At 76.3% G+C, this 16,899-nt stretch carries 16 protein-coding genes; 8 read left to right on the top strand and 8 right to left on the bottom strand.

Annotated elements, in window-relative coordinates; genetic code table 11:
• The first annotated feature begins 178 nt into the window (after positions 1–178).
• The 4 genes from ACI8AR_RS01335 (at position 179) to ACI8AR_RS01320 (ending at position 3,001) form a co-directional block, all read left to right on the top strand.
• Positions 179–604 (top strand): hypothetical protein, encoded by a 426-nt coding sequence (locus tag ACI8AR_RS01335; protein WP_457049369.1) that lies wholly within the window; start codon positions 179–181, stop codon positions 602–604.
• 48 nt (positions 605–652) lie between these two features.
• A complete protein-coding gene (locus ACI8AR_RS01330; RefSeq protein ID WP_457049368.1) occupies positions 653–1,759 on the top strand; it encodes a flagellar biosynthesis protein FliA in 1,107 nt (368 codons plus the stop codon).
• 139 nt (positions 1,760–1,898) lie between these two features.
• Complete coding sequence (locus tag ACI8AR_RS01325) at positions 1,899–2,240, top strand: hypothetical protein (RefSeq protein WP_457049367.1); 342 nt, start codon at positions 1,899–1,901, stop codon at positions 2,238–2,240.
• The gene (locus ACI8AR_RS01320) at positions 2,237–3,001 is read left to right on the top strand and encodes a hypothetical protein (protein ID WP_457049366.1); all 765 of its coding nucleotides are present in this window, start codon (positions 2,237–2,239) and stop codon (positions 2,999–3,001) included. The genes ACI8AR_RS01325 and ACI8AR_RS01320 overlap by 4 nt, the downstream gene beginning before the upstream one ends.
• A 63-nt stretch (positions 3,002–3,064) precedes the next feature.
• On the opposite strand, the gene ACI8AR_RS01315 is transcribed toward ACI8AR_RS01320, so the two are convergent.
• From ACI8AR_RS01315 to ACI8AR_RS01305, 3 genes are all read right to left on the bottom strand, one after another.
• On the bottom strand, positions 3,065–4,984 hold the full coding sequence (locus ACI8AR_RS01315) for an NlpC/P60 family protein (protein WP_457049365.1): 1,920 nt from the start codon (positions 4,982–4,984) through the stop codon (positions 3,065–3,067).
• 343 nt (positions 4,985–5,327) lie between these two features.
• Positions 5,328–6,629 carry a citrate synthase gene (locus tag ACI8AR_RS01310; RefSeq protein WP_457049364.1) on the bottom strand — a complete coding sequence of 434 codons (1,302 nt, stop codon included), beginning with the start codon at positions 6,627–6,629 and terminating at the stop codon, positions 5,328–5,330.
• Between the two features lie 89 nt (positions 6,630–6,718).
• Complete coding sequence (locus tag ACI8AR_RS01305) at positions 6,719–8,113, bottom strand: class II fumarate hydratase (protein ID WP_457049363.1); 1,395 nt, start codon at positions 8,111–8,113, stop codon at positions 6,719–6,721.
• A gap of 155 nt (positions 8,114–8,268) precedes the next feature.
• Between ACI8AR_RS01305 and ACI8AR_RS01300 the strand changes: the two genes are divergently transcribed.
• Together ACI8AR_RS01300 and ACI8AR_RS01295 are read left to right on the top strand one after the other, a co-directional pair.
• Entirely contained in the window at positions 8,269–8,829 is a 561-nt protein-coding gene (locus tag ACI8AR_RS01300; RefSeq protein WP_457049362.1) for a hypothetical protein, read from the top strand.
• A 92-nt stretch (positions 8,830–8,921) separates the two neighbouring features.
• Positions 8,922–10,031: a hypothetical protein gene (locus tag ACI8AR_RS01295; RefSeq protein ID WP_457049361.1), complete on the top strand. Its 1,110-nt coding sequence runs from the start codon at positions 8,922–8,924 to the stop codon at positions 10,029–10,031.
• Positions 10,032–10,097: 66 nt separating this feature from the next.
• On the opposite strand, the gene glpX is transcribed toward ACI8AR_RS01295, so the two are convergent.
• Positions 10,098–11,159 carry a class II fructose-bisphosphatase gene (gene glpX, locus ACI8AR_RS01290; protein ID WP_457049360.1) on the bottom strand — a complete coding sequence of 354 codons (1,062 nt, stop codon included), beginning with the start codon at positions 11,157–11,159 and terminating at the stop codon, positions 10,098–10,100.
• A gap of 129 nt (positions 11,160–11,288) precedes the next feature.
• Here glpX and ACI8AR_RS01285 point away from each other — a divergent pair, with 129 nt between their 5' ends.
• Positions 11,289–11,900, top strand: a complete 612-nt coding sequence (locus ACI8AR_RS01285; RefSeq protein WP_457049359.1) for a DUF4245 domain-containing protein — start codon at positions 11,289–11,291, stop codon at positions 11,898–11,900.
• Between the two features lie 12 nt (positions 11,901–11,912).
• Here the strand turns inward: ACI8AR_RS01285 and ACI8AR_RS01280 are convergent, their stop codons facing one another.
• The 3 genes from ACI8AR_RS01280 to ACI8AR_RS01270 all read right to left on the bottom strand — a co-directional run bounded on the left by ACI8AR_RS01280 (position 11,913) and on the right by ACI8AR_RS01270 (position 14,870).
• Positions 11,913–12,131 carry an exodeoxyribonuclease VII small subunit gene (locus ACI8AR_RS01280; RefSeq protein WP_456936965.1) on the bottom strand — a complete coding sequence of 73 codons (219 nt, stop codon included), beginning with the start codon at positions 12,129–12,131 and terminating at the stop codon, positions 11,913–11,915.
• Positions 12,128–13,351: an exodeoxyribonuclease VII large subunit gene (gene xseA, locus ACI8AR_RS01275; protein WP_456936966.1), complete on the bottom strand. Its 1,224-nt coding sequence runs from the start codon at positions 13,349–13,351 to the stop codon at positions 12,128–12,130. Before xseA ends, ACI8AR_RS01280 begins: the two co-directional genes overlap by 4 nt.
• Positions 13,352–13,415: 64 nt before the next feature.
• Positions 13,416–14,870, bottom strand: coding sequence for a hypothetical protein (locus ACI8AR_RS01270; protein ID WP_457049358.1), 1,455 nt, complete (start codon positions 14,868–14,870; stop codon positions 13,416–13,418).
• Positions 14,871–15,003: 133 nt separating this feature from the next.
• Here ACI8AR_RS01270 and ACI8AR_RS01265 point away from each other — a divergent pair, with 133 nt between their 5' ends.
• Complete coding sequence (locus ACI8AR_RS01265) at positions 15,004–15,975, top strand: 4-hydroxy-3-methylbut-2-enyl diphosphate reductase (RefSeq protein ID WP_457049357.1); 972 nt, start codon at positions 15,004–15,006, stop codon at positions 15,973–15,975.
• A gap of 64 nt (positions 15,976–16,039) precedes the next feature.
• On the opposite strand, the gene ACI8AR_RS01260 is transcribed toward ACI8AR_RS01265, so the two are convergent.
• A complete protein-coding gene (locus ACI8AR_RS01260) occupies positions 16,040–16,774 on the bottom strand; it encodes a DUF6542 domain-containing protein (RefSeq protein ID WP_457049356.1) in 735 nt (244 codons plus the stop codon).
• Positions 16,775–16,899: the final 125 nt, after the last annotated feature.

Raw genomic sequence — 16,899 nt, 5'->3', positions numbered from 1 at the left:
GGCGGGCCGGCGGTTCGGCGAAGATCGCCGATGCGACGGCCCGCCGGACCGTGGAGGGCTCCGTCCTGGGCAAGACCTGACGAAGGTCGCCCCGGAGATTGCACAGTGCACGGCGAGTTGTGTGCCGGTCACCGTCCGCTCATGCGCCAGAGTTGCCCCGAGCACGACACAGGGGGCGATGGAGATGCAGCACAGCGTGATGGCAGGGACCCAGCAGGCCGACGAGACCGTCGTCGTCCACGTCCAGCTGCGGCCGCGCCGCGGGTCCACCCGGCGCTGCCTGGCCGAGCTGACCGCGCTGGCCACCGCCCACCCGTCGGTCGCCTTCTCGGTCACCGGGCTCGGCAAGGACGAGCGCGTCGTCCGCGTCACCGTCGGCGTGGAGCTCGGCCCCCGCGAGGCCATCGCCCGCTTCTCGCCGCAGGCGCAGGCCGCCTACGCCTTCGTCAGCGACCTGTTCACGGTCCTGTACGACCACATGCCGGTGTACGCCGCCGAGCCCTCCGCCGCCGAGCGCTCCGCCGCCGAGGTCCTCCTCCGCGCCGACGACGCCGAGCTCGAGGCCCCGGACGGCGCCCTCGCCCTCGAGCGCGTCCCGGCCTAGAGCCCACCCCTCGCCGACGCCTTCCCCGCGATCGACCAGGAGTCCCCGGTGACCAGCACCTCCCCGTCCGCCGTCCCCACCGCCGACCAGCCGGCCGACGCCGGCGCCCGCGCGCCGCTCGTCTTCGGCGGGATCCCCGAGGCCGAGGGCTTCGCGCGGGTCCCGATCACCGCCCGCGACCGGGTGCACTTCCGCGTCGACCGCGACCTGCCGCTGGCCGTGTTCCGCGCCGACCTGCCCGACGGCGTCACGGTCAGCCACGACGAGGGCGAGGGGCTCTACCGGGTCGACGGCCCGTGCGGCCAGGGCCAGGTGCTCGCCGACTGGATCCGCGCCTGGTGCGCGACCCGCGACGTCGCCACCGTGGGCCTGCGCGCGGAGGCCGGCGTCCGCCGCCGCGCGCCGCGGGACCTGCCGCCGGCCTTCCTCGAGGACCTGTGCCGGCACTACCAGCCGGTCAGCCTCAAGCGGCTGCAGCGCAACATGAGCACGATCCGGATGCACCTGCCCGACCCCGACGACCTCGGCCAGCAGGTCGCCGAGTGGATCCTCAAGGCGGTCGGCCAGTACGACGAGACCAAGGGCGTCCCGTTCGGCGCCTTCCTCGCCACCCAGCTGTCCAAGTGGGTGCACGACCTGGGCCGCAACGCCCACGGCCGCACCGCCGCCGACACCGAGAACCGGCAGCAGAAGGCGATCGCCGCCTTCCAGGCCGAGCACCAGCGGCGCCCCACCGAGCGCGAGCTCGCGGCCTACATGGGGCAGAGCGTGGCCACGCTGCGGCGCAACTCGCAGACGGTCGCCACCCTCAACGGCCTGCGCAACCTGCAGTCCCTCGACGGCGGCCCGGACGCGGCCGAGGTGCTCCTGCCGGACTCCAGCGAGGCGCCCGATCAGATCATGGACGAGGCGGAGCAGACGCTGCTGTCGCACGCGCTGACCGCGGCCTGCGCGCCCGACCCGACCGCCGCGCGCGGACAGCGGGCCGCGCAGCCCAACGTCCTGGGCTGGGCCACCTGGTACCTGACCACCTGGGGCGGGCAGACCAAGACCCAGGTGTCGGCCGACCTCGGCACCTCGGTGCGCAACATGAACGTGCACGCCGACCGCGTCGAGCGGGCGCTCAAGGACCGGCTCGCCGAGTTGTCCGAGTGACGTCCCGGTAAACGGAACACAAGGGTCCGTCGCCGACGGGTCCATCCGGGCGCGGGCCTGCCGATATCGAGGACGTGACCGCGAGTCCCCGCTGCCCCGCCGCCGGGGGACCGCAGACGCCGACGGGTGGAGGTGTGCGGTGAGCGTGCTGCCTGCGGGCGACCCCGCCGTCGTCCTGCTCCCGCACTGGCTCTCCGGTGCCGACCGCGAACTGCTGGCCGGCGTCGTGCGCGCCGCCGTCGAGCGGCCCGGCGTCCACCCGGTCGCCGCCGTCCACCTCGCCGACGTCCTCACCGAGCTGCACGTGGCCGCCGCCCGCGACGCCGTCTGGCCCGGCCCCGCCGCCCGCGTCCGCCGCGTGACCGGCTGGGCCGAGGACGTCCTGCCGGTGCGGCTGTCGGCCGCCGAGCTCGACAGCGTCCTGGCCCTGGCCGAGCTGCCGGGCGACCTGCGCGCGACCCTCGGCGGGCGCCGCCCGTGACGCCCGGGCGCCCCGGCCGCGCCGCGTCGGGTCTGCTGCAGCGGCTGCGCCCGGCGCCGGTCGCCCTGGACGACGTCCGCGCCGCCGCCGACGCGGTGCTGCCGGGCCTGGCCACCGGCGGGCTGCGGGCCGCCGTGCTCACCGACCCCGCCCGCGGGCCGGTGCTGGTCCTCGCCGAGGACGAGCGCCGCGTGCGGGTGCCGCTGCACGACCTCGCCGAGGACATGACCGACGCCGGGGTGGCCCCGACCGCCGACGGCGTCGCCGCCGCGCTCACCGCCTTCGTCGCCGCCCGCCCGGTCAGCGACGCCGCGGCCGCCGGCGCCGGCGTCGCCGTCCTCGACTGGACCGGCCCGGCGTGCACCGCCGTCGGCTGGCGGGTGGTCGTCCGACGCGGGGAGCACACCGTCGCGTGGACGCCGTCGGACCGCGCGGACGCCGCCGCGGTGGCCCGCACCCGCACCGCCGCCACCGCCCGCGCCGCCGAGGCGGGGGGCGTGCTCCGCGTCGAGGGGCCGGTGGCGCTGTGGTCGCACCCCGGCGCGCCGATGCTGGCCACGGCCGCGCTGGCCGATCCCGAGCGGCTGCTCGGGCGGATCGCCGAGGCCGGGCTGCGGGTGGCCGAGCCGCACGTCGTCGTCACGCCGCTGCGGCCGCTGGCGTGCGCCTCCGCGGGCGTGACCGACCGCCTGGCCGGCCTGACCGGCGAGGCGTGCGTGCGCCTGCCCTGGGCCGCCCTGCCCGACCTCCGCTGGCTCTGAGGCGGCCCCTCTGCAGGGTCCCGCCGCGGGCCTGCCAGCGGTGGGGGGCAGAGGGGTCCTTCCTCAGGCCAGGTGACCGAACTCCCAGTGCCAGGGCTCGGGCTTCTCGGCGCCGGGGCGGGCCCAGTCGGGGTTGACGAAGCCGAACTGTCCGGCGTGCTCGGTCATCCACGTCCACTGCGGCGTGCCGGCCACGTTCACCCCGCCGCACAGGTCCACCGCCAGCGCCCAGCCGTGGTTCGACGTCCCCGGCACCGCGGCCAGCGCCGGCTTGCGGCGGAACGCGTCCACCTGCGCGGCCATCGGCCGGTAGGAGTCGGTGATGCACAGCGGGCCGCCGAACGCCGCCTCGTAGGCCCGGCCCAGCGCGGCGTAGCCGGCCGCGGCGTCGCAGCGCAGGGCGTGGCCCCGGGCGACCGGGCACAGCGCCTCGGCGGGGATCCGGCCGTTGGACCAGCCGCCCCACGCGGGGCTCACCGGCCCGGCCGGCGCCGGGGGAGCGCCGCAGGCCCCGCGGCCGGACGCCGACGGCGGCAGCGGCGCGTTCGGCGTCGCGGGCGCGGGCAGGGTGACCCGGACGGCGCGGGCGTCGCCGGGCATCGAGCGGACGCCGACCTGGTAGGTGGCCGCCGAGGCGCCGAGCACCTCGCCGTCGCCGAGGTGGACGCCGACGTCCGCGCCGCCGTCGGAGACGACCAGGTCGCCGACCTGCAGCTGCGAGGCGGGCACGACGGCCGCCGCGGCCCACTGCTCCGCGGCGCCGGCCGGCAGGTCGTAGCCGGCCAGCAGCCACGCCGCGGCGGTGAGCCCGCCGCAGTCGAAGGCGTCCGGGCCGGTGGCGCCGGCGGCGTACGGCCGGCCCAGCTGGGACAGCGCGCTGCTCACCGCGGCGACGGTCTCCGCCGGCAGCACGGTCACCGGCCGGTTGCCGACGACGGCCCACGCCACGCCGGGCACGGCCTGGCCGGCGGCGTCCAGCGCGGGGGAGAAGCCGTCGGGCAGCGTCGCCGGGTCGGCCAGCTCGGCCGCGGACGGCGGCTCGATCCCCGCCGACGCCAGCTCGGCGAGGTGAGCCTGCCAGCGCCGCAGCGCGGCGGTGTTGCGCTCCTGCTGCGTGCCGGCGGCGGGGACGGTGCCCAGTGCGGCCAGCTGCGCGGAGACGTCGAGACCGAGGTCGTCCACGGTCGCGCGGACGCCGGCCAGCACGGTGCGGGCCTGCGCGGCGGCGGCGTCGACGGCGTCCTGCGCGGCGGCCACGCGGGCGGCCGCGGCCCGGGCGGCGGCCGCGGCGCGCTCGGCGCGGACGACGGCGGTCTCCCGCTCCCGGGCGGCGCGGTCGGCCAGCGCCTGGCGGTAGAGGACGTCGCCGGTGGTCGCGGGTGCCACGGCGGACAGGCCGAGGACCGGCATGCGGGTCTGCGCAGAGGCGCGATAGAGGTCGGCCGCGGCCGAGCCGACGGTCACCTGCTCGGCGGCGACGGCGGCCCGGGCGGCCTGCTCGGCCTCGACCGCGGCCTGCAGCTCCGCCTGCCGCGTGGCGACCTCGGCCTGCAGCCGGCGGTAGGCGTCGGAGTCCTGCAGCAGGGTGCTGCGGGCGGCCAGGGCCAGGCCCGCCGGGTCGCGAGCGACGGTGGCCGAGCCGGGCGCGGAGGTGGCCGGGGCGAGCAGGACGGTCAGGACGGGCACGAGCAGCGTGGCCAGGCCGACGACCAGCAGCCGGGTGCGCCAGGGACCGCGCCCGCGCGGCGTCCGGGCGGCGGGCCGGCGGCGGGCGGGCGGCTTCCGGCGCTTCTTCCTCGTCCCGGTGCCGGTGCCGGTGCGGCGCGGGGGAGCCGGGGCGCCGGTGGCGGCGCGGGCGGCCAGCAGGGCGCGCAGCGCCTCGGCCTCGCGGGCGGTGAGCGCGCGGCGGGGAGCGGTGCGGGCGGCGGCGGTGCGGGACGGGGCGGCCGTGCGCGCGGGAGCGGGCGTGCGTGGTGCGGGCACGGCGGGGTCCCCCGGGCGGTCTCGGTCGGCTGGCCGCGCTCCGGTGCGGAGCGCTCGCCGTCAGATCGACCGCCGGGGGGCCCCGGAGGAGGGACGGGAGGGGAGGCCTCACCCGCACGGGGGAGGGGATGCGCCCGGCCGGGGACCGGGTCGGGCGCGCCGTGCCGCGCCACCAGCGGGATGCGGTGCTCGGCGCCGTCCTCGGTGAGCACGACCAGCTCGACGCCGGTGATCGGCACCGGACGGTCGTCGTCGTCGCGCAGCAGCCGCCCGGTGGCCAGCGGGATCGGGGGCAGGACCAGCAGGTCCTCGCCGGGCGGCTCGCTGCCCATGGCGGCCCGGGTCAGCGCTCGGCGAGCGGGACGAACGCCCGCTCGGTCTCACCGGTGTAGACCTGCCTCGGGCGGCCGATCTTCGTCGTCGGGTCGGCGATCATCTCCCGCCACTGCGCGATCCAGCCGGGCAGCCGGCCCAGCGCGAACAGCACGGTGAACATCCGGGTCGGGAAGCCCATCGCCCGGTAGATCAGCCCGGTGTAGAAGTCGACGTTCGGGTAGAGCCTGCGCTCGACGAAGTAGTCGTCGGAGAGCGCGACCTCCTCCAGCTGGCGGGCGAGGTCGAGCAGCTGGTTGTCCCCACCGAGCTTGTCGAGCACCGTGTCGGCGGTCTTCTTCACGATCGCCGCGCGCGGGTCGTAGTTCTTGTAGACCCGGTGGCCGAAGCCCATGAGCTTGACGCCGGGCTCCTTGTCCTTCACCCGGGCGACGAACCGGCCGATGTCCCCGCCGTCGCGCTGGATCGCCTCGAGCATCTCCAGCACCGACTGGTTGGCCCCGCCGTGCAGCGGCCCGAACAGCGCGTTGATGCCGGCCGAGACCGAGGCGAACAGGTTGGCCTGCGACGAGCCGACCAGCCGCACCGTCGACGTCGAGCAGTTCTGCTCGTGGTCGGCGTGCAGGACGAAGAGCATGTCGAGCGCCTTCACCAGGTCGGGGTCCTGCTGGTAGGGCTCGGCGGGGAAGCCGAAGGTCATCCGCAGGAAGTTCTCGACCAGCCCGCAGGAGTTGTCCGGGTAGAGGAAGGGCTGGCCGACCGACTTCTTGTAGGCGTAGGCGGCGATCGTCGGCAGCTTGGCCAGCAGGCGCAGCGTGGAGATCTCCACCTGCTGGGGGTCGAAGGGGTCCAGCGAGTCCTGGTAGAAGGTCGACAGCGCGCTGACCGCCGAGGACAGCACCGGCATCGGGTGCGCGTCCCGCGGGAAGCCGTTGAAGAACATCTTCAGGTCCTCGTGCAGCAGCGTGTGCCGGCGGATCCGCGTGTCGAACGCCGCCAGCTGGTCGGCCGTCGGCAGCTCGCCGTAGATCAGGAGGTAGGTCACCTCCAGGAAGCTGGAGTGCTCGGCGAGCTGGTCGATCGGGTAGCCGCGGTAGCGCAGGACGCCGGCGTCGCCGTCGATGTAGGTGATCGCCGAGGTGCACGAGGCGGTGTTGACGAAGCCGACGTCGAGCGCCACCTGGCCGGTGGTCGTCAACAGCTTGGAGACGTCGAGCCCGGAGGGGCCCTCCGTCGCCGGGACCGTGCGCAGCGGGAGGTCACCCCCCGCGTGTCGCAGGGATACCTCGGGGGTGCTGGCTGTCTCGGTCATGGTGGCCCGACGCTACTGGCGTCGGGCCCCGAGGACGACAGGGACCGTCCCCGTCCGGGTGGGCCGGGTCCCCGGCCCACCCCGGACGGTCAGGGGTGGGTCATCGAGAGGACGTCCAGGGCCTCGTCGAGCTGGGCCTCGGTGAGCTTGCCCTGCTCGACGTAGCCGCGCTCGAGGACCACCTGGCGGATCGTCTTCTGCTCGGCCAGCGACTGCTTGGCGACCTTCGCGGCCTCCTCGTAGCCGATGTACTTGTTCAGCGGCGTCACGATCGACGGCGAGGACTCGGCGTAGGTCCGGCACTGCTCGACGTTGGCGACGATCCCGTCGACGCAGCGGTCGGCCAGGATCCGGCTGACGTTGGCCAGCAGGCGGATCGACTCGAGCACGTTGCGGGCCATGAGCGGCAGCGTGACGTTGAGCTCGAAGACGCCGGTGGTGCCGGCGTAGGTGACCGCGGCGTCGTTGCCGATGACCTGGGCGGCGACCTGGATGACCGCCTCGGGGATCACCGGGTTCACCTTGCCGGGCATGATCGAGCTGCCGGGCTGCAGGTCGGGCAGCTGGATCTCGCCGAGGCCTGTGCGCGGGCCCGAGCCCATCCACCGCAGGTCGTTGGCGATCTTCACCAGGCCGACGGCGATCGTCTTGAGCTGGCCGGAGGCCTCGACGAGCGAGTCCCGGGAGCTCTGCGCCTCGAAGTGGTTGCGCGCCTCGGACAGCGGCAGGTCCAGTTCCTCGGCGAGCGTGTCGATGATCGCGGCCGCGAACCCGGGCGGGGTGTTGATCCCGGTGCCGACGGCGGTGCCGCCCAGCGGCAGCTCGCCGATGCGCGGCAGCGAGGCCTCCAGCCGCTCGACGCCGTACCGGATCGCCGCCGCGTAGCCGCCGAACTCCTGGCCGAGGGTGACCGGGGTGGCGTCCATGAGGTGGGTGCGGCCGCTCTTCACGACCTCGGCGAACTCCGTCTCCTTGCGGGTGAGGGAGGACTCGAGGTGGCGCAGGGCCGGGACCAGGTCGCGCACGATCGCCCGGGTGGCGGCCACGTGGATCGCCGAGGGGAAGACGTCGTTGGACGACTGCGAGGCGTTGACGTGGTCGTTCGGGTGCACCGACGTCCCGGCGGCCTCGGTGGCGAGGGTCGCGATGACCTCGTTGGTGTTCATGTTGCTCGACGTCCCCGAGCCGGTCTGGAAGACGTCGATGGGGAAGTGCTCGTCCCACGTGCCCGAGGCGACCTCGGCCGCGGCGGCGGCGATCGCCCGTGCGACCTCGCCGTCGAGGACGCCGAGGTCGGCGTTGACGCGGGCCGCGGCGCCCTTGATGGCGGCCAGGGCGGCGATGAGCTCGCGCTCGATGGGGGTGCCGGAGATGGGGAAGTTCTCGACGGCGCGCTGGGTCTGGGCCCGCCACTTGGCCCACGCGGGGACACGGACCTCCCCCATGGAGTCTCGTTCGATGCGGTGGTCCTGCTCGGTGGCCACGCTGGCTCCCGTGTGGTGTCGGTGGGATCGCTGCTGCACGCGTGACCCTAGAAGGGCCCCGTCCTCCCCACTGCTCGCAGGCTCGGAGTGGGACCCGGGACCGGGTGGCTCCGGGTCCTACGGTGCGGCGACGCCCTCGGCCCGAGGAGGCCCCCGTGACCCACCCGCATCCCCCGGATGCGCCCGGCACCGTCCCCGTGGGCGGCTGGACGCCGTGGGGCACCTGGGACCCCACCGCCGGCCGGGCACCCGCCGCCCCGCCGGCGCCCGCGCCGGTCGCGGGCCCCGCGCCGGCCTCCCGCGTCCTCCCCGCCGCCCTGCTCGCGGGCGGCCTCGCCCTGGGGCTGGTGCTCGCCGCCGTCGTCGGCGCGCTGGTGCTCCGCGGCGCCGCGGACGACGCCGGCCGCGCGGCCGGCGAGGCGGTGGGCGAGGCGGTGGGCGACGCCCTCTACGGCGGCGGCACGTCCGAGTACCACGACCACGGGACCGGGGGCGGGCTGGGCGAGGTCGATCGGTCCGAGCCGGTGCCGCCCGGCGTCCTCGGGTCCGACCCCGTCCTCGACGCCCACGCCCAGGGCTGCTTCGACGGCGACCTGCAGGCCTGCGACGACCTGTTCGCCGAGTCGCCGCCGCTGTCGGAGTACGAGGAGTACGCGCTCACCTGCGGTGGCCGCGTGAAGGCGTGGTCGGTGCCGCTGTGCACCGACCTCGACTGACCGGGCCCGTCCGTGACCTGCCGGTGCTGGTCGCCGCCACCCGGCCCACCTAGCCTGACCGGCGCATCTACCTGAACCGAGGAGTTCGCACCATGTCCCAGCCGCCGTATCCGCCGCCGGGCGGCAACGACCCCCAGGGCGAGCAGCCCGGCCACCAGGGGTGGGGGCAGTCCGACGACCCGACGAGGCAGATCGGCCAGCCGGCGCCCCCCACGTCCCAGTTCCAGCCGGGCCAGTACGGCCAGCCGGGCGAGCGCGACCAGACCTCGCCCTTCCCCCAGCCCGGTCAGCAGCCCTACGGTCAGCCGGGCCAGGACCCCACGCAGCAGTACGGCCAGCAGCAGTACGGCCAGCAGCCGTACGGGCAGCAGCCGTACGGGCAGCCCGGCTACGACCCGAACCAGCAGTACGGGCAGCAGCCCTACGACCCGAACCAGCAGTACGGCCAGCCCTACGGCCAGTACGGGCAGCCCGGCTACGGCCAGCAGCCCTACGGGCAGCCGGGCTACGGGCAGCCGCAGCAGAAGGGGAACAGGAGGAACGTCGTCGTCGCCTCGGTGGTCGCCGGCGTGCTGCTGGTCGCCGCCGCGGCCGTCGGGCTGTTCTTCCTCCTCCGCGACGACGGCAGCTCGACCGTCGCCGACCCGACGCGGACCAGCACCTCCTCGTCCGCGTCCAGCTCGTCGTCCTCGGGCCCGTCCTCGTCGTCCTCGCCGAGCAGCTCCTCGTCGTCCTCGTCGTCCGGCGGGGGCGGCGGCGCGGGCTCGACGTCGGCCCCGGTGCCCCCGCAGGGGCTCGGCTCGGACCCGGACGGCGAGTTCCAGCCGCTGGCCGAGGCCTGCTTCGCCGGTGACTTCTCCGCCTGCGACGAGCTGTGGGTCTCGACGCCGGTCGACTCGGCCTACGAGCAGTACGGGGGCACCTGCGCCGGCCGGGCGCCGTACGAGGCCGGCCAGTGCGTGTCGCGGCTCGGTGAGGGCGCGCCGGAGCCACAGGGCGACCCGGTCCCGCCGCAGGGCCTCGGGGAGGACCCGGACGGCGAGTTCCAGCCGCTGGCCGACGGCTGCTTCGCCGGCGACTGGGTGGCCTGCGACGACCTGTGGGGCTCCTCCCCGTCGGGCTCGCAGTGGGAGCAGTACGCCGGCACCTGCGCCGGCCGGGTGCCCTACGAGGTCGCCAACTGCGAGGGCCGGCTCGGCTGACGCCGGTCCCGCGACGCACGACGGCCCCGGGGCGCTCGCCCCGGGGCCGTCGTCGTCAGTCGTCGTTCACCCGTCCTCGGAGCGGTCGAAGGGCACCGCGGAGTAGGCGCGCAGCTTCTCCAGCGAGTGCAGGCTGTCGATCGAGCGGATCGTGCCCGAGCGCGAGCGCATGACCAGCGACTGCGTGGTGCAGCCGCCGGCCCGGTACTGGACGCCGCGCAGCAGCTCACCGTCGGTGATGCCGGTGGCCACGAAGAACACGTCGCCGCGCACCAGGTCGTCGATGGTGAGCACGCGGTCGAGGTCGTGGCCGGCGTCGACCGCCTTCTGCCGCTCCTCGTCGTCCTTGGGCCACAGCCGGCCCTGCAGCGCACCGCCCATGCACTTGAGCGCGCAGGCGGCGATGATCCCCTCCGGGGTGCCGCCGATGCCCATGAGCATGTCGACGCCGGTGCCCTCGCGCGCGGCGGCGATCGCGCCGGCGACGTCGCCGTCGGTGATGAACTTGATCCGCGCGCCCGCCTCGCGGACCTCGTGCACGAGCTGGTCGTGCCGCGGCCGGTCGAGGATGCAGACGGTGACGTCCTCGGGCCGGCTCCGCTTGGCCTTCGCGACCCGGCGGATGTTCTCGGCGACCGGTGCGGTGATGTCGACGACGTCGGCGGCGGCGGGGCCGGTGGCGATCTTCTCCATGTAGAAGACGGCCGACGGGTCGTACATGGCGCCGCGGTCGGCGACCGCCATGACGGCGATGGCGTTGGGCATGCCCTTGGCCATCAGGGTGGTGCCGTCGATGGGGTCGACGGCGACGTCGCACTCGGGGCCGTAGCCGTCGCCGACCTGCTCGCCGTTGTAGAGCATCGGCGCCTGGTCCTTCTCGCCCTCGCCGATGACGACGACGCCGCGCATGCTCACCGTGCCGATCAGCGCCCGCATGGCGTCGACGGCGGCGCCGTCGCCGCCGTTCTTGTCGCCGCGGCCGACCCAGCGGCCCGCGGCCATCGCGGCGGCCTCGGTGACGCGCACCAGTTCGAGGGCGAGGTTGCGGTCGGGCGCCGGGCGGTCGGTGCGGAAGGTGCTCTGGCGGGGGGCGGGTGGCACGGGGCCGTCGGGTACGGGCAGGGTCACGTGGCCTCCTAGTCCGGCACCGTTGCCGGTGTCCGCCGCCCGCGACCCGTCCCCGGGGCCGGTCGGGCGCGCGGGGCAGTCCGGGAGCGGGGCGGCGGGGTGGTGGATCGGTGCTGCGATCCTAGGGGCATGACCAGTTCCGGCCCGTCGGGCCAGCAGGCCCCCGAGGAGCAGTCGCCGCCGGCGCCGACCGCCGCGGAGCGCGCGAACCGGATGAGCGCGGCCAACATGCTCCGGTCGCTGCTGCCGCTGGTGGTCATCGTCCTGCTGGTCGCCGGCTGGGTCGCCTTCCGGCAGAGCGGCATCGACCCCGTCCGCCCGATCGACCCGACCAGCAGCGTCCGGCTCGCCGCCGAGCGGGCGTCCTACACCGTCGAGGTGCCCGCCGGGCTGCCCGACGGCTACCGGCCGACCAGCGCGCGCACCGACGCGGCGGACGCCGGTGAGGGGGAGCCGGTGACCCTGGAGATCGGCTACGTGACGCCGTCGGACGAGTACGCGGGCTTCCTCACCACCGACGACCCCGACGCCGACCGGTTGCGTGCCGTCCTCGACGGCGCGCAGGACGACGGCAGCGTCGACCTGGCCGGGCGCACCTGGACCCGGCAGACCAACGGGCGCGGGGAGACCGTGCTGGCGCTGGAGGCCGGGGAGGTGACCACCGTGGTCACCGGCTCGGCCGCCGACGACGAGCTGGAGACCGTCGCCGCCGCCGTCGCGCCGGTCAGCGTCCCCAGCTGAGACCCGGCGGGGTCAGCCCTCCTGCTCGGCGGGCGTCGCGGCGGCCAGCCGCTCGCGGGCGCGGTCGAGCCAGTGCTGGCACAGCTGCGCGAGCTGCTCGCCGCGCTCCCAGAGGCCGAGGGACTCCTCGAGGGTGAGGCCCCCGGCCTCGAGCCGGCGGACCACCTCGGCCAGCTCCTCGCGGGCCTGCTCGTAGGTCTGCGTCGGCTGCTCGGTCGTCGGCTCGCTCACGGTTCCCCATCCTGCCCGTCCACCCGGACGCCCAGCCGCCCACCCGCGACGCGCACCGACAGCCGCTCGCCGTCGGCCACCTCGGCGGGGTCGCGGACCAGGGCGCCGTCGGCCCGCTGCACGAGCGCGTAGCCGCGCTGCAGCGTCGCCTGCGGGGACAGCGCGGCCACCCGCGCGCGGGCGTGGTCGAGGTCGCGCTCGGCGGACTCGACGCGGTGGGTGAGCGTGCGGCGGGCCCGGTCGCGCAGCGCCGCGACGTCGTCGGCCCGGCCGTGCAGCAGCCGCTCGGGGTCGGCGAGCACCGGCCGGCTGCGGACGCTCTCCAGCCACCGCTCGGACTGCTCGAGGCGCACGGTGAGCAGGTGCCGGGCGCGGGCGCGCAGCCCGTCGACCAGCCGCCGCTGCTCGCCGATCTCGGGCACCACGCGGTGCGCGGCGTCGGTGGGGGTGGCCGCGCGGACGTCGGCGACGTGGTCGACCAGCGTGGTGTCGGTCTCGTGGCCGACGGCGGTGACCACCGGCGTGCGGCAGGCGGCGATCGCGCGGACCAGGCCCTCGTCGGAGAAGGGCAGCAGGTCCTCGACCGACCCGCCGCCGCGGGCGATGACGATCACCTCGACCTCGGGGTCGCGGTCGAGCCGCTGCAGCCCGTCGATCACCGACGCGGCGGCGTTCACGCCCTGCACCAGGCTGTGGTGGACGGCGAAGCGCACGGCGGGCCAGCGGCGGCGGGCGGTGACCAGCACGTCCCGCTCGGCGGCGGAGTCCTTGCCGGTGACCAGCCCGACGACGGCGGGGGCGAACGGCAGCGGGCGCTTGCGGGCGGGGTCGAACAGGCCCTCGGCGGTCAGCAGCCGGCGGATCCGCTCGATGCGGGCGAGCAGCTCACCGAGGCCGACGGCGCGGATCTCGGTGGCGCGCAGGGAGAAGGAGCCGCGGGCGATGTAGTAGTCCGGCCGCGCGCGGACGATGACGCGGGCGCCCTCGGTGAGCTCCAGGCCGGGCCGGTCGGCGACGTCGCGGGCGCAGGTGACCGGCACCGAGAGGTCGGCGGCGGGGTCGCGCAGGGTGAGGAACACGGTCGCGGCGCCGCTGCGCCGGTTGAGCTGGGCGACCTGCCCCTCGACCCAGACCTCGCCGAGCCGGCCGATCCACTCGGCGACCTTGCGGGCCACCGTCCGGACCGGCCAGGGCGACTCGGGGGACGAGGGCGCACTCACGGCCCCGAGGGTGCCAGGCGGGACCGACGGCCCCGCCCGGCACCCCGGGGTGGGTCCCCGTCCGCTAGCCGCGGGGCTGCAGCGGGCTGGTCTCGACGGCCTGCTGCTCGAGCTTCTCCAGCCGGTTGCGCAGCATCGTGAGGAACGGCGCCCGCGCGCGGGTGGCCTCCTCGTAGGCGAGCAGGTCCGACACCGTGGCCAGCTGGTAGCCGCGGAGCCGGCCGCGCAGCTGGGCGACGGTGAAGGAGTCGTAGCCCTCGATCGGGGCGGCCCCGGCGGCCTGCGAGCCGGACAGTTCACTGCCGCCCTGCGCGTCGTCGGTCGGGGCGGCGGAGTCCCCGCCGACGGCGTCGACGGCCGCGCCCTCGGCGATCGCCGCGTCCTCCTCGGCGGTGTCGGGCTCACCGACGTCGGTGCGCACGCCGGTGGCCGCGGCGACGGTCGTGCCGCCCTCGTCGGTGGCCTCGGCGGCCGGCTCGGGCTCGACCGTGCCGGTGGCCGCGCCGCTGTCCTCGCCGGGGGCGGGCTCGGCGCCCAGCTCCTCGTCGACGCGGGCGTGCTCCCCCGTGACGACGTCGCTGGCCTCGCCGGTCGCGGTGCCCTGGGTGGCGGCGGCCTGCTCGCCGCCGTCCTCGGGGGCGACGACGCCCTCGTCGGTGACGGTGCCCTCGACCGTGGTGACCTGGCCGTCGGGCGTGATGACGTCGACCTCGGTCGCGGCGTCCTCGGCCGCGGCCGCGTCGGCCTCCGCGTCCTCACCCAGCACGCCGGCGTCGGGGGAGCCGGCGGCGCCGTCGGCGAGGCCGATGCCGGTGTCGGGCACGCCGGAGTCCGCGGCGTCGGGCACCACCCTGTCGTCGGTGCCCACGTCGGGGGCGCCGGCCAGTTCGCCGACCGGGGAGCCGCCCGGGTCGCTCGCGGCGGGCGTGCCCTCGGCCTCGAGCAGCGCGCTCTCCAGGGCGTCCTCGGCGGTCAGCGCGGAGTCGGCGGCGTCGAGCGCGGACGCGGCCTCCTCGGCGCCCAGCACCTCGTCGTTGACGTCCTCGACGGCGGCGACGACCGCGGCGGGGGAGGGCTCCGGGGGCAGCCCGGCGAGCTCGTCGTCGACCAGGCCGGCGGCGTCGGTGTCGACGTCGACCTCCATGACGTCGACCTCCATGACGTCGACCTCGGCGGCGTCACCGACGGTGTCGACGTCGGGGGCGCGGTCGAACGCGGAGTCGCGCAGCACGTCGATCGGCTGGGCCACGAGGGGAGCACCGCCGGCGGCGGCCTCCTCGTCCTCGTCGAACGTGGCCAGGCCCGGCTCGCGGTCACCGCGCAGCCCGGTGAGGACCTCGTCGCCGCGGGCGACCAGCCCCGACCACTGCTGCTGCAGCTTCATCGCCGCCTGCAGCGCGATGCCGACGATGCGCACCGGCAGGCCCGGCAGCGTCTGCGGGAGGCTGCGGACGTCGTCGAGGACGGTGGCGGCCAGACCGACGGTGGCGCGGATCGGCTCCGGGATCTCACGGGACATGCGCCCAGACTGCCGCAGCGCGCGTCGAACGGCACAGCGGCCGGTTCCCGGCCCACCCGGTCGGGCGGCGTGCGGCTCGTCACGCTCCCCGCGACGGCCGGGCCGCGGGCCCGGCGCCACCTACCATGGGGTCATGGCTGATCAGCGCGGACGGGTCCTGCTGGCCGATCCCCGGGGCTACTGCGCCGGTGTCGACCGGGCGGTGGTCGCCGTCGAGCGGGCCCTGGAGATCCACGGCGCCCCGGTGTACGTCCGCAAGCAGATCGTCCACAACAAGCACGTGGTGGCCACCCTCGAGCGGCGGGGCGCGGTGTTCGTCGACGAGACCGACGAGGTGCCCGAGGGCGCGGTCGTCGTCTTCAGCGCCCACGGCGTCTCGCCGGCCGTGCACGAGGAGGCGGCCGCCCGCAACCTGCGCACCATCGACGCCACCTGCCCGCTGGTGAGCAAGGTGCACCAGGAGGCCAAGCGGTTCGCCAAGGAGGACTACGACATCCTCCTCATCGGCCACCGCGGGCACGAGGAGGTCGAGGGCACCTCCGGCGAGGCCCCCGAGCACATCCAGCTCGTCGACGGCGCCGACGACGTCGCGAACGTGCAGGTCCGCGACCCCGAGCGGGTCGTGTGGCTGTCGCAGACGACGCTGTCGGTCGACGAGACGCTCGCGACCGTCGACCAGCTCCGGACCCGGTTCCCCGGGCTGCAGTCCCCGCCGAGCGACGACATCTGCTACGCGACGCAGAACCGGCAGCAGGCGGTCAAGCAGATGGCCGCCGAGTGCGACCTGGTGATCGTCGTCGGCTCGACCAACTCGTCGAACTCGGTGCGGCTGGTGGAGGTGGCCCTGGAGGCCGGCGCCCGTGCCGCGTACCTGGTCGACTACGCCGCCGAGATCGACCCCGCGTGGCTGGAGGGCGTCGGCACCGTCGGCGTCACCAGCGGCGCGTCGGTGCCCGAGGTGCTGGTCGGCGAGGTGCTCGACCTCCTGGCCGAGCGCGGCTACCCCGACGTCGAGACGGTGAAGGCGGCCGAGGAGCGGCTGGTGTTCGCGCTGCCGCACGAGCTGCGGCCCAGGCGCGGCGAGACCGCCCGGCCCGTCCGCTAGGACCTGCGGACGCAGCGAGCCCCCTCCCGGCCGGGAGGGGGCTCGCTGCGTGCTGGAAGGTGGGTCAGCGGCGGGCGGCCCAGCGGACGACCGCCAGGACCAGCGCCACGGCGGTGGCGACGGCCATCGTGGGGAAGCCGCGGATGAGCACCGTGGCGAGCGTCGGCAGGCTGAACGTCGCCGACGGCGCCAGGCCGATGTTGACCAGCGCCACCGCCACGAACACCAGCGGCGGCGCGACGACGACGGAGAGCAGGTCGCGGCGGCGCACCAGCAGCGTGCCGACGGCGGCGGCCGCGACGAGGGTGACGAGGGTCAGCGTGCCCAGGCCCGTGCCGAGGAACGAGTCGACGGCGCCCCCGGCGAGGGTGATGACGAAGACGCCGAGGACGACGAGCAGGCCGCGCATCCGGCTCCCCTGGGTCGGCTCCGCGGCGGCCCGCTCGGCCGCGCGCGCGGCGGCACGGGTGCCGTGGGCGCGCGGCGGTGCCGCGGGCTCGGGACGCTCGGCGAGCGGGTGGACGCCCGGGTACGGGGTGCGCTGCTGCGCGGGACGCGCGGCCGGCGGGCGGGCCATGGGCCGGGCCTCGACGGGCGGGCGCGCCGGGACGGCCCCGCGGCCGGCGCCACGGTCACCGGGACGGCCGCGCGGCGGGGGCGGCGGCACCGGCGGGAGGCCCATGCGCATCGAGCGGTCCGGGCCGGTGGCGTCGGGACGCCCCGCCCGCGGGCCGGCGTGGGGGCGCTGCGCGCCCACCCCGCTGTCCCGCCAGGTGTCGGCAGTGCTCGCCGAGGCCATGGCGTACCTCCCCGTCCGGACGTCCTGGCCCCTCCGGGCCGCTGTCGGACCTCACGGTAGCGACGGGAGACCGCCCGCAGGGGGAGTTCCCGGGCTCGACGCGCGACAGGTCGCCCTGTCGATTT

This window comes from Geodermatophilus sp. SYSU D01036 (genome assembly GCF_054050435.1).
Note: the sequence above shows the minus strand (reverse complement) of the source record. Positions and strands in the feature narration are given on the sequence as shown.

Coding starts and splice junctions, on each gene's coding strand:
- ACI8AR_RS01295 (WP_457049361.1), top strand. CDS start 8,922: ATGTCCCAGCCGCCGTATCCGCCGCCGGGCGGCAACGACCCCCAGGGC.
- ACI8AR_RS01265 (WP_457049357.1), top strand. CDS start 15,004: ATGGCTGATCAGCGCGGACGGGTCCTGCTGGCCGATCCCCGGGGCTAC.
- ACI8AR_RS01335 (WP_457049369.1), top strand. CDS start 179: ATGGAGATGCAGCACAGCGTGATGGCAGGGACCCAGCAGGCCGACGAG.
- ACI8AR_RS01285 (WP_457049359.1), top strand. CDS start 11,289: ATGACCAGTTCCGGCCCGTCGGGCCAGCAGGCCCCCGAGGAGCAGTCG.
- ACI8AR_RS01260 (WP_457049356.1), bottom strand. CDS start 16,774: ATGGCCTCGGCGAGCACTGCCGACACCTGGCGGGACAGCGGGGTGGGC.
- ACI8AR_RS01310 (WP_457049364.1), bottom strand. CDS start 6,629: ATGACCGAGACAGCCAGCACCCCCGAGGTATCCCTGCGACACGCGGGG.
- ACI8AR_RS01270 (WP_457049358.1), bottom strand. CDS start 14,870: ATGTCCCGTGAGATCCCGGAGCCGATCCGCGCCACCGTCGGTCTGGCC.